Origin of the sequence: Streptomyces sp. NPDC052496, assembly GCF_040679095.1 — a bacterium.
Classification (GTDB): Bacteria; Actinomycetota; Actinomycetes; order Streptomycetales; family Streptomycetaceae; genus Streptomyces.
On record NZ_JBFAUH010000004.1, the window covers coordinates 346,188 to 357,537 of the forward strand.

11 protein-coding genes, 1 rRNA gene and 1 riboswitch are annotated in these 11,350 nt (G+C 70.3%); of the genes, 1 reads left to right on the forward strand and 11 read right to left on the reverse strand.

Annotated elements, in window-relative coordinates:
• Positions 1 to 17: 17 nt before the first annotated feature.
• A riboswitch (glycine riboswitch) is annotated at positions 18 to 115 on the reverse strand.
• Between the two features lie 114 nt (positions 116 to 229).
• Positions 230 to 619, forward strand: coding sequence for a PRC-barrel domain-containing protein (locus AB0L45_RS08690; RefSeq protein WP_030019932.1), 390 nt, complete (start codon positions 230 to 232; stop codon positions 617 to 619).
• Here the strand turns inward: AB0L45_RS08690 and AB0L45_RS08695 are convergent.
• From AB0L45_RS08695 to rrf, 11 genes are all read right to left on the reverse strand, one after another.
• Positions 523 to 2,181 (reverse strand): DNA polymerase IV, encoded by a 1,659-nt coding sequence (locus AB0L45_RS08695; RefSeq protein ID WP_365837465.1) that lies wholly within the window; start codon positions 2,179 to 2,181, stop codon positions 523 to 525. The two genes, AB0L45_RS08690 and AB0L45_RS08695, sit on opposite strands and share 97 nt — an antisense overlap.
• 274 nt (positions 2,182 to 2,455) lie before the next feature.
• Positions 2,456 to 3,058, reverse strand: coding sequence for a MerR family transcriptional regulator (locus tag AB0L45_RS08700; RefSeq protein WP_365837467.1), 603 nt, complete (start codon positions 3,056 to 3,058; stop codon positions 2,456 to 2,458).
• A 186-nt stretch (positions 3,059 to 3,244) separates the two neighbouring features.
• Positions 3,245 to 3,718: a bifunctional nuclease family protein gene (locus AB0L45_RS08705; RefSeq protein ID WP_003984965.1), complete on the reverse strand. Its 474-nt coding sequence runs from the start codon at positions 3,716 to 3,718 to the stop codon at positions 3,245 to 3,247.
• Between the two features lie 53 nt (positions 3,719 to 3,771).
• On the reverse strand, positions 3,772 to 4,518 hold the full coding sequence (locus AB0L45_RS08710) for a MerR family transcriptional regulator (protein ID WP_365837469.1): 747 nt from the start codon (positions 4,516 to 4,518) through the stop codon (positions 3,772 to 3,774).
• Between the two features lie 17 nt (positions 4,519 to 4,535).
• Entirely contained in the window at positions 4,536 to 5,306 is a 771-nt protein-coding gene (locus AB0L45_RS08715) for an FHA domain-containing protein (RefSeq protein WP_365837471.1), read from the reverse strand.
• Between the two features lie 190 nt (positions 5,307 to 5,496).
• A complete protein-coding gene (locus tag AB0L45_RS08720; protein WP_365837473.1) occupies positions 5,497 to 6,420 on the reverse strand; it encodes a DUF881 domain-containing protein in 924 nt (307 codons plus the stop codon).
• Between the two features lie 5 nt (positions 6,421 to 6,425).
• Positions 6,426 to 6,758, reverse strand: coding sequence for a small basic family protein (locus AB0L45_RS08725; RefSeq protein ID WP_003984969.1), 333 nt, complete (start codon positions 6,756 to 6,758; stop codon positions 6,426 to 6,428).
• Entirely contained in the window at positions 6,755 to 7,669 is a 915-nt protein-coding gene (locus tag AB0L45_RS08730) for a DUF881 domain-containing protein (protein ID WP_365837475.1), read from the reverse strand. The genes AB0L45_RS08725 and AB0L45_RS08730 overlap by 4 nt, the downstream gene beginning before the upstream one ends.
• 116 nt (positions 7,670 to 7,785) lie before the next feature.
• The gene (locus AB0L45_RS08735; RefSeq protein ID WP_365837477.1) at positions 7,786 to 10,281 is read right to left on the reverse strand and encodes a mannose-1-phosphate guanyltransferase; all 2,496 of its coding nucleotides are present in this window, start codon (positions 10,279 to 10,281) and stop codon (positions 7,786 to 7,788) included.
• A gap of 117 nt (positions 10,282 to 10,398) precedes the next feature.
• A complete protein-coding gene (locus AB0L45_RS08740) occupies positions 10,399 to 11,007 on the reverse strand; it encodes a CDP-alcohol phosphatidyltransferase family protein (RefSeq protein ID WP_030019924.1) in 609 nt (202 codons plus the stop codon).
• Positions 11,008 to 11,255: 248 nt separating this feature from the next.
• Positions 11,256 to 11,350 (reverse strand): 5S ribosomal RNA (rrf, locus tag AB0L45_RS08745); the annotation flags it as partial.

Consider the following 11,350-nt stretch of genomic DNA (forward strand, 5'->3'; position numbering starts at 1 on the left):
CTGCTTTCCAGAGTGACCTCGTCCATGCGGTACGTGAGCCTGAGAGATTCCGGGGAGGAGTTGCTCCTTCGGCGCCTCCGCCATGATCGACGAAGGACTCTCCCGCATGGGGTCTGCAGCCGTTCGCCAGCCTACCAGCGCGGCGAACGGGCGTTCCTTCGAGTGGCCAGGGCATGAATTGTGCCGTTTGGTAGTTGTCACAAGGCAGTTGCGACCACTTGGAGGGACCGTGCAGACCGATATCGATCCCCGCAGCTTGATCGGCCGCAAGGCGTTCGACAAGAACGGAACCAAGATCGGCACCGTCGACGAGGTGTACCTGGACGACGCGACCGGTGAACCGGAATGGGCGGCCGTACGCACCGGGATCTTCAGCCGGGACGCGTTCGTACCCCTGGAGCCCAGCGATCTGGTCGACGAGGCGCTGCACGTCCCCTACGACCGCAAGCTGATCCGGGATGCGCCGGACTTCGGGGTGGGCCGCCACCTCTCGCCGGAGCAGGAACTACAGCTCTACCACCACTACCGTCTGGACATCCCGGCCCCCGATCCCGTGCCCGGCTCGGACGCCGCACCGGCCGACACCGAGTTCGGGAGAGTGGCGGGCGCGGAGGACTGAGGGGCGGGGGCCGAGGTGCCCGCGCCGGGAAGGCCAGGGGCCGGAGTGCCCGTTCCGGAAAGATCGGGGTCCGGGCTGCCCAGGACGGGAGGGGCAGGATCCGGGGTGCCCGGGACGGAAGGGGCAGGATCCGGGGTGCCCGGACCGGGCGGGGCGGGGTCCGGAGTGCCCGGACCGGGCGGGGCGCCGGTGTCCTTCCGGTCCCCCTCCGGCCCGCCGCCCACCAGCGGCAGCGGCTCACCGGGCCGCAGCGCGGGGTCGTCGACCGGGAACGTGCGGACCCGCCCGGGTCCGCTCCACGGCTGCTCGAATCGTACGGTCACCCGGCCCACGCCGCTGCCCTGCACCCAGCCGGCGCCGTGCTCGTCGTGGACCACGTCGAGCCCCGGGAGCCACCGCCGGGGCCGCTCGGGCTCGTCGGCGGCCATCCGCGCGGCCTCGTCGGCCGCCCGGCGCTCCCGCTCGGCCTCCTCCTCGGCGGCCTTCTCCGTCGCCAGCTGGGCGAACAGGTCCTCCTGCGTGAAGTCGGCGAGCCCGGTCACGCCCACGCCCAGCAGCCGCACCCCGCCCGTCGTGTCCACCAGGTCCAGCAGCCGGGCCGCGGCCTCCCGCACCACCCCCGGGTCGTCCGTGGGTCCGCGCAGCGTCTCCGACCTGGTCAGCGTCGAGAAGTCGTAGTTACGCACCTTGATCACGACGGTCCGGCCCGACCGCCCGGCCGCCCGCAGCCGCTGCACGCACCGGTCCGCCAGCCGCGTCACCTCCGCCCGCACCCGCGTCCGGTCCGTCAGGTCCACCTCGAAGGTGTCCTCGACCGATATGGACTTCGCGTCCCGCTCGGCCACCACGGGCCGCTCGTCGCGCCCCAGCGCCATCGCGTACAGCCCGGCGCCGTGCGCCCGGCCCAGCAGCCGGACGAGCTCCGCCTCGCCCGCCTCGGCCGTCTCGGCGACCGTGTGGATGCCCGCCCGGCGCAGCGTCTCCGCCGTGGCCGGGCCGACGCCGGGCAGCGTGCGCACCGTCATCGGGCCGAGCAGCTCCCGTTCCGTGCCCGGCTCGATGACCACGAGACCGTCCGGCTTGGCCTGCTCCGAGGCGATCTTGGCCAGCATCTTGGCGCCGGCCAGCCCCACCGACCCGGTCAGCCCCGTCTTACGGGCGATGTCCCGCCGCAGCCGCTCCCCCACCGCCCGCACCGCCGCGGTGTCCGGCTCGACGCCGCCCGCCTCCAGGTCCACGAACGCCTCGTCCAGGCTGAGCGGCTCCACCAGTGGCGACAGCTCGTGGAGCAGCTCCATGACCTGGTCGCTGACCTGGCGGTACAGGGTGAAGCGGGGGGTCAGGTACGCCGCGTTCGGGCAGCGGCGGCGGGCCTGGGCGGTCGGCATGGCGGAGCGCACGCCGAACACCCGGGCCTCGTACGACGCCGTGGAGACCACGCCGCGCGGGCCGATCCCGCCGACCACCACGGGTTTTCCGCGCAGGCTCGGCTTGGCCGCCTGCTCGGCGGCCGCGAAGAACGCATCCATGTCCAGATGCAGGATCGTCGGCGCACGTCTCACACGACTGATGCTCCCCCACACCACTGACAATCGCGCCGACCGGCCCCGCCGGGCCGCCCGGCGGAACGCCCCTGAGGCGCACTGAGAGGCGCTGTACGAGGCGTCTGGGCCGTGTGCGGTGTCGTGTGGATGCTGATGCGGCAGAGGCGCGCGAGGCCGCCATGACGGGCGTACGCGACAGCCGCACGCCTCGATACGCCGACGCATGCCCCGCTGTCCCGGCCGACGCCGCCCGCCCCGTACGTACGGCCGCACGCCCGGTACGTCCGCGCGCTCAGCCCGCCCGGTTGCGCCGGCGCGCCAGTTCGTCGTGCGGGTTGTGCCGGACCAGTGTCTCGCCGGTGTCCACGCGCTCCCCGTGGAGCTGCGACAGCGCACCCTCCACGTCGCGCCAGACCACGCCCACCGCGATGCCGAAGACGCCCTGCCCGCCCTGGAGCAGGTCGACGACCTCGTCGGGCGAGGTGCACTCGTAGACCGTCGCACCGTCGCTCATCAGGGTCATCCTCGCCAGGTCGGACAGCCCGCGGGAGCGCAGGTGCCGGACGGCGGTGCGGATGTTCTGCAGGGAGACCCCGGTGTCCAGCAACCGCTTGACGATCTTCAGGACGACGACGTCCCGGAAGTTGTAGAGCCGCTGGGTGCCCGACCCGTAGGCGGGCCGCACGCTCGGCTCGACGAGCCCCGTACGGGCCCAGTAGTCGAGCTGGCGGTAGGTGATGCCCGCGGCCGCGCACGCCGTCGGGCCGCGGTAGCCGATGGTCTCCGCACCGCGGTCCCCCGGCACCTCGGCAGTCTGTGCCGGGGTGCGGTCAACAGCCCCGGGGTGGAGGGGCAACGCCCCTTCCGCCGCCGTACCGTCGCCGGTGATTGCCACGCCGACCTCCGTCCTCCACGTCCCGGACGGGACCTGCCTTATCGACGGTATGCAGTCACTCGGGGTGCGTCAACGATCGCCGCGCTCGCCACGCCGAGTGATAATCACCCTGCGAGTGGTTTCTCGTGCCCCCGGACGGGGAAAGGCTACTCGAATGCGCGGAAGACGGCCCTCCGCGCACCCGGCTCACTGACTGTTGGTGCCGAAGTCCTCGGGCGAGATCTGGTCGAGGAACTCGCGGAACTTCTCCACCTCGTCCTCCTGCTCGTCCGGGATGGCGATGCCCGCGTCGTCGAGGACCCCGTCGGTCCCGTAGATCGGCGTACCGGTACGCAGCGCCAGCGCTATGGCGTCGGACGGCCGGGCGCTGACCTCGACACCACTGGCGAAGACCAGTTCGGCATAGAAGACCCCCTCGCGCAGGTCCGTGATGCGGACCTGGGTCAATTCCTGGCCCACCGCTTCCAGCACATCCTTGAAGAGATCGTGCGTCAGCGGCCTGGCAGGGGCCATCCCCTGCTGGGCGAAGGCGATGGCGGTGGCCTCCCCCGGCCCGATCCAAATGGGCAGGTAACGATCGCCTCCTACCTCCCGTAGGAGCACGATCGGTTGGTTGGAAGGCATTTCCACCCGGACACCCACGACATCGAGCTCGTTCACACAGCAACCCTAGGACGTGCCCGGCCGGTTTGGGTAGTCGGGCCACCCATTGCTCACGTCAGCCGGACCCGCAGGGCCGATTGGACCAGTGCCGCGTGCAGCCGTACGGACAGGGTGGCCAGCTCCCTGGCCGTGGCCTCGGCATGCTGCCTGGTCTGCGGATTGCGGTGGCGGCGCAGCGGCGCCACGACCTGCTCGACCAGGTTGGCCTCCCGTTCGGCGGCAGCCTTGACCGCCCGCAGATGGCGGGGTTCCAGTCCGAATCGTCCCAGTTCGGCGACGAGCTTGGCGACCGTGACGGCCTCGATGTCGTACCCGCCGTCGGCGTCCGGGACGATGAGCCCGTACGCCTCCCAGTCGGCGAGCTCCGCCTCCTCGACCTCCGCGGCGGCGAGCAGCTCCGCCCGGCCGATCCGGGCGGCCGTGGGCCGGTCGCCGGCCGGCTCGCCCAGCCCCTCGAACAGTTCCCCCGCGGGCGCGGCAGGGGCCGGCAGCTGCACCTGTTCGCCGCGCGCGAGCGCGTCCAGGTGCTCGCGGATCACTTTCAGCGGAAGATAGTGGTCACGCTGCATCCGCAGGACGGCCGCCAGCCGGGCGACGTCGTCCGCGCTGAACTTGCGGTATCCGGACGGGGTACGCCGCGGCTCGACGAGCCCCTCGGCCTCCAAGAAACGGATCTTGGAGATGGTGACCTCGGGGAACTCGTCGCGCAGCGCGTTGAGCACCGTACCGATGCTCATCAGCTTGCCGTCCGAGGTGGTACCGGCGGACCCGGCACCCCCCGGCGCAGTGCGGTGCATATGCCTTCCTTGGCCGGTCAGAAGCCGACGCCCCGCTGGCTCGCGTAGAAGACCAGCCGGAACTTGCCGATCTGGACCTCGTCACCGTTGGCGAGCGGCACCGAGTCGATGCGCTCACGGTTGACGTACGTGCCGTTCAGGCTGCCGACGTCGGCGACGGTGAAACCGTCCTGGCCGCGGCGGAACTCGACGTGCCGGCGCGAGACCGTCACGTCGTCCAGGAAGATGTCGCTCTGCGGGTGACGCCCGGCCGTCGTCAGGTCGCCGTCCAGCAGGAAGCGGCTGCCCGAATTCGGCCCGCGGCGCACGACCAGCAGGGCCGAGCCCATGGGCAGCGCCTCGACGGCCGCCTGGGCCTCGGGCGACAGCGACGGGATCTGGGTCTGGCCCGTCGTCTCCGCGTCGTACGCCTCCAGCCCCGAGATGGAGATGGTCGAGGTCGTCTCGGAGGCACGCTCGGCCTGCGCTCCGGGGCGCAGCGGCGCTCCGCAGTTGGAGCAGAACCGGCTCGCCTCGGCGTTGCGGTGACCGCACCTCTGACAGACCGGCAAGGCAACCCCTCCACCCGTGTTCGCGGCCGACGGCCCCTGGGAACCTATGCGGCCGGGCACGGAGGGGTCAACAGAACGGTCACCCGGCGCCCCGGGGCCACCGACCTGGTCGCGGAAGAGCGGACGCTCCCCGCCGGCACCGCTCTCCTCGGGCCGGCCCTGGGCACGGTGCTTCGCCGCGCCACTGCCGCCCTCCTGGCGTGCGCTCTTGCCGAACAGCTTTGCAAACAACTTCACGGGCGATTCCCCTTGAACGAAACAGACCCGCCCGTGGGGCAGGACGAACCCTCGATGCACACACCGGCCGATCCGGACATCCTGTTAACGTCCGTGGCCTTCACACAGTTTCCACCACGCGGCACCCGTACGGTGCGCCGACCCCCCGCTACCTCGTGCCCGACCCGGGGCGTGCCCCCACGTCGCCGGCTCACCGCGATGACGACCGAGCGTAGTCAGGCCGCTTCGCCTCCCGCAAGGCGTCCACGATGATCTTCTCGTCACGGCTCACAGACACAGTGGCCTGCTCCTTTTCCAAAGTCTGCACCACACCGCCAGGGATGTTCAGCGCCGGTTCCAGGTCCTCGGGCTTGCCGATCACCTTGAAACGGTACGGCTGGGTGACGCGTTTGCCGTCCACCTCCACGCCGCCACGGACGTCCGACAGATACGAATCGGCCACGATCCGTACGTCGTTGACCTGAATGGCCTCGGCGCCGGCCGCCCGCAACTCCTGGACGGTGTCCAGCAGTTTGTCCGCCTCGACGGAGTGCGTCGGGTCGTTGATGGTGAGGTTGATGCCCGGCCCCTGGGCCGCCACCGTCCCCGCCAGCACCCCGAGCTGCTGCTCCTTCTCCACGGTCTGCTTCCGGGCCTCCTCGGCCTGGTCCGAGCTGTTCTCCAGCTCGGTCTTCTGGCCCTCCAGCCTGCGCTGTTCATCCGTCAGGCGTTGCGAACGGTTGTCCAATTCATCCAGGATGCGCACCAGGTCCTCCTGCCGCGCACCCCGTAGTGCACTGTTGTCACTCGTGGAACGTACCTGAATTGCCAGGCCGAGTCCGAGAATGAACAGCAGCAGGGCGACGATCAGTTGAGCGCGGGTCAGCCGCGGCGGCCACAGACCGGCCACCAGGCGCTGCCGCCCGGTCATCCCCGGCCCCCGCGTGGCGGACTTCGCCGCCCGCTCCGTACCCGCCTGCGGCGCCTCGTCCGCGGCGTGTCCCTGGCCGTCCTGCGGGGCCCGCGCCCGGCTCTCCGGGGGCATCGGCCGTCGGTCGGCCGGCCGGTCCGGTTCCGGCGCCGTACCGCCCCGCTCCGCCTTTTCGTCCCGCTCGGGGTTCTCGTCCGTAGCCATCGGCATCAGGCCCTGAAGACGTGCCGGCGGATGGCCGCGGCGTTGGAGAAGATGCGGATGCCCAGTACGACGACCACACCGGTGGACAGTTGGGCGCCGACGCCGAGCTTGTCGCCGAGGAAGACGATGAGCGCGGCGACCACCACGTTGGACAGGAACGAGACGACGAAGACCTTGTCGTCGAAGATGCCGTCCAGCATCGCGCGCAGACCGCCGAAGACGGCGTCCAGCGCCGCGACGACAGCGATCGGCAGGTAGGGCTCGACCACCGTCGGCACCACCGGCCGGACCACAAGCCCGACCACGACTCCCACGATGAGGCCCAGTACGGCGATCACGATGTGCCCTTCCCTGTGTCGGCGCCACCCGCGGCGCCGGCCTTCGGCTGTGCTGTACGTACGATCAAACTGGGCGCGGGCGGCAGCGTGACCTCGTTCTCGGCGGAAATCTTCGTACGGATCCCGTAGTTCTTGCGCAGGACGTCCAAGTACTGACCGTCCGCACTGTCCTGGAACGCGGTCGCGAGCCGGTGCCCGTCCCCCACCGCCAGCACCGTGTACGGCGGCACCAGCGGCTTGTTGTCGACCAGTATGGCGTCTCCCGCGGCTCTGATCGCCGAGAGGGAGGTGAGCCGCTGCCCGTTGACGGAGACCGCCTCGGCACCGGACGCCCACAGGCCGTTGACGACCCGCTGCAGATCGCGGTCGCGCAGCCGCCCGGTGTCCGAGAACCCGGTGCTCTCCCGCGGACCGCCGCCACTGGACTTCGCCGACTTGGCGTCGTCGACGACCAGTTTCACCCCGGGCCCGGTCACCTGCGTCGAACCGGCCAGCAGCGCCAGCAGCTCGGCCCGGTCGCCGCCGTGCTTCTTCAACGCCTCGCGCTGCATGGCACCCACGTCGTCGCGGAGCGCGTCGACCCGTTTCTGCACCGCGTCGGCGTCGGCCGTGCCGTGCTCGATACGGTTGATCAGCTCTTCGCGCTCCTTGGCCAGGGTGGGTGCCGATATCCGCGCCTGGGCGGCACCGACCGTCACCACCACCGCGGCCAGCACCAGGCCCGCCGCCAGCCCCAACTTCGCGCGCAAGGTACGGGGCAGGCCGCGCACCCCCGCCTCCGCCTTGCGCGCCGCCGCCTCCGCGTACCCGTCGTCCAGGGCGTGGTCCATGACATTGGTCAGCAGCGACATCGAGGCATCGGGGCGCGAGGCCTGGTGGGGGGTGCTCCGATCGGGGCGCTGCTGCGACATGCCGCACATCGTCGCACGTCGGCGCCGCAGTCTCCCAATGGCCCCACCGGCGTGCCGAATCGCGGCACGCCGGTGGGGTCACGGGACGGTAAGGACGCGGTCGCGCCCGCCGGGGGTCAGCGGCCGGCGCTGTCCACCACCGCCGACCACTCGTCCAGCAGCTGCTGAGCCGAGGCGTCGTCCGGGCCCTCCGCCCACAGATGGGTGACGGCCTCCGCCGGGTCCGGCAGCACCAGCACCCAGCGGCCGTCGGCCTCCACCACCCGTACGCCGTCGGTGGTGTCCACCGACCGGTCGCCGGCGGCCTCCACCACATGGCGCATGACCAGGCCCTTGACGGCCCACGGCGTCGCCAGGTCCCGCCTGAGCACATGGGCCCGCGGGATCCGCGCGTCGATCTGGCTGAGCGTGAGCTGCGTACGCGCCACCAGCCCGATCAGCCGTACGAACGCCGCCGCGCCGTCGAAGACGCTGCTGAACTCCGGGACGATGAAGCCGCCGCGGCCGTCGCCACCGAAGATGGTGTGGTCCGCGCGGCCCACCCGGGTCAGGTCGTCGGGCGAGGTGGTCGTCCACTCGACCTGCGTACCGTGGTACGCGGCCACCTGCTCGGCGATACGGGTCGTGGTCACCGGCAGCGCCACCCGGCCGCTGCGCCGCTCGGCGGCCACCAGGTCGAGCATGACCAGCAGCGCCCGGTCGTCCTCGATGATCCGGCCGCGCTCGTCCACCAGGGACAGCCGCTCACCGACGGGGTCGAAGCGCACACCGAAGGCCGCCCGCGCGGAGGCCACGATCTCCCCGAGCCGGACCAGGCCGGCGCGCCGGGCATCGGCGGTCTCGGTGGGCCGGGACTCGTCCAGGCCGGGGTTGATGGTCAGCGAGTCGACGCCCAGCCGCCCCAGGAGGCTCGGCAGCACCAGGCCGGCGCTGCCGTTGGAGGCGTCGACGACGACCTTCAGACCCGCCTCGCCGATGCCCTCGGTGTCCAGCGACCTGAGCAGCGACCCGGTGTACGAGTCGTAGACGCTGGACGGGAAGTGCAGATCGCCTATCTCGCCGGGGAAGGCCCGGCGGTACTCCTGGCGCGCGTAGACCCGGTCCAGCTTGCGCTGGCCCGCCAGGGAGAGGTCGGCGCCGCGCTCGTCGAGGAACATGATGTCGACGGAGTCCGGTACGCCCGGTGTCGTACGGACCACGATGCCGCCGGCGCTGCCCCGGGCCGTCTGCTGCCGGGCGACCGGCAGCGGTACGTTCTCCACGTCGCGTACGTCGATGGCGCTGGCCTGCAGCGCGGAGATCATCGCGCGCTTCAGCGCCCGCGCGCCCCGGGAGTGGTCGCGGGCGATGGTGACCGTGGACCCCTTCTTCAGGGTCGTGGCGTACGCGCCGGCGAGCCGCACCGCGACCTCGGGGGTGATCTCGACGTTCAGGATGCCGGAGACGCCCCGCGCGCCGAACAGGTGGGCCTGGCCGCGGGACTCCCAGATCACCGAGGTGTTGACGAAGGCGCCGGCCTCGATGGTCTTGAACGGGTAGACCCGGACGTTGCCCTGAACAATCGATTCCTCACCGACGAGGCACTCGTCGCCGATGACGGCGCCGTCCTCGATCCGCGCGGCCCGCATGATGTCGGTGTTCTTGCCGATCACACAGCCGCGCAGGTTGCTCTGCTGGCCGATGTACACGTTGTCGTGCACCACGGCCTTGTGCAGGAAGGCGCCGGTCTTGACGACGACGTTCGACCCGACGACGGTGTGCTCGCGCAGCTCCGCGCCGGCTTCCACCTTGGCGTAGTCACCGATGTACAGCGGACCGCGCAGCACGGCGTCCGGATGCACCTCGGCGCCCTCGGCGACCCAGACACCCGGCGAGATCTCGAAGCCGTCGATGTCCACGTCGACCTTGCCCTCAAGGACGTCGGCCTGGGCCTTCACATAGCTCTCATGGGTGCCGACGTCCTCCCAGTAGCCCTCGGCGACATAGCCGTAGACCGGCTTGCCCTCCTTCATGAGCTGCGGGAAGACATCACCCGACCAGTCCACCGGGACGTCGGGCTCCACGTAGTCGAAGACTTCGGGCTCCATGACGTAGATGCCCGTGTTCACCGTGTCGGAGAAGACCTGGCCCCAGGTCGGCTTCTCCAGGAAGCGCTCGACCTTGCCTTCCTCATCGACGATCGTGATGCCGAATTCCAGAGGATTGGGAACCCTCGTGAGGCAGACGGTGACGAGCGCGCCCTTCTCCTTATGGAAACGGATCAGGTCGGTGAGATCGAAGTCGGTGAGCGCATCTCCGGAGATCACGAGGAAAGCGTCGTCGCGGAGCGCCTCCTCCGCGTTCTTCACGCTGCCGGCGGTCCCCAGCGGCTTTTCCTCGTTGGCGTAGGTGAGCTCCATACCGAGCTCTTCGCCGTCACCGAAGTAGTTCCGGACGAGCGACGCCAGGAATTGCACGGTCACTACGGTCTCGCTGAGCCCATGCCGCTTCAGCAGCCGCAGCACATGCTCCATGATCGGCCTGTTGGCCACGGGCAGCAGCGGCTTGGGCATACTCGACGTCATGGGGCGAAGGCGGGTGCCTTCACCACCGGCCATCACAACGGCCTTCATGTCGGAAGCGTCCTCCTCGAAACAGACGACGGTCCTGCCGACTTCGCCCGTCCGGGAGAGTTACCGTTCTCCGTCTTCGGCACCCGGTCGGGCCGGGTGCGAAAACCTACGGCGAGTTCAGTCGGCCTTGGTGTCCGCCTTGATGAGTCGGCGGACCTGGACCACATAGAGGATCCCTGCCCACCAATACAGTGCTGTACCCCATCCGGCGAACGCCCATCCGAAAATTTCAGCGAGCGTGTGCAGCCAGCCTTCTCCGTCGCTGAGCAGCAGCAACGGGAACGCATACATCAAGTTGAATGTAGCCGCCTTCCCCAAGAAGTTCACCTGGGGAGGGCCGTACTTGTGGCGGGCGAGGGCCGCGACCGCGATCAGCAGCATCAGTTCGCGCGCGAGCAGGGCCGCGGTGACCCACAGCGGAAGGATTCCGCGCCAGGTCAGGCCGACCAGGGTGGAGAGGATGTAGAGCCGGTCGGCGGCCGGGTCGAGGATCCGGCCGAGGCTGCTGATCTGGTTCCAGCGGCGGGCCAGCTTGCCGTCGAGGTAGTCGCTGACGCCGCTCAGCGCCAGGACCAGCAGCGCCCAGTACTTGGTGTCCGGGCCGCCGAACTCCTTCCACAGGATCAACCACAGGAACACCGGCACGCCGACGAGACGAGCCATGCTCAAAATGTTCGGGATGGTGAGGACACGATCCGTCTGGACGCGCGTCTCCTGGACCTCCACCCGGGGGCCTCCTGTGGGAACGTACCGACGATGCCCCCTGACCTTACCTGGCCGCTCCCGCACCGCACACCGCGGGCCCCCTGTCCGGACACTGCCGGACAATCACCCAGATAGCCGGTGGGGCGGCCCGCCGGCGTCACCGGAATACCGCCGTCCTGGGGCACGACCGTCCCGGAGTGCGACCGTCCGGCAGCACAACGCAGAAAGCCCCGCACCATACGGTGCGGGGCTTCCCACTTTCACAAGGAGTTCGGCGGCGTCCTACTCTCCCACAGAGTCCCCTCTGCAGTACCATCGGCGCTGAAAGGCTTAGCTTCCGGGTTCGAAATGTAACCGGGCGTTT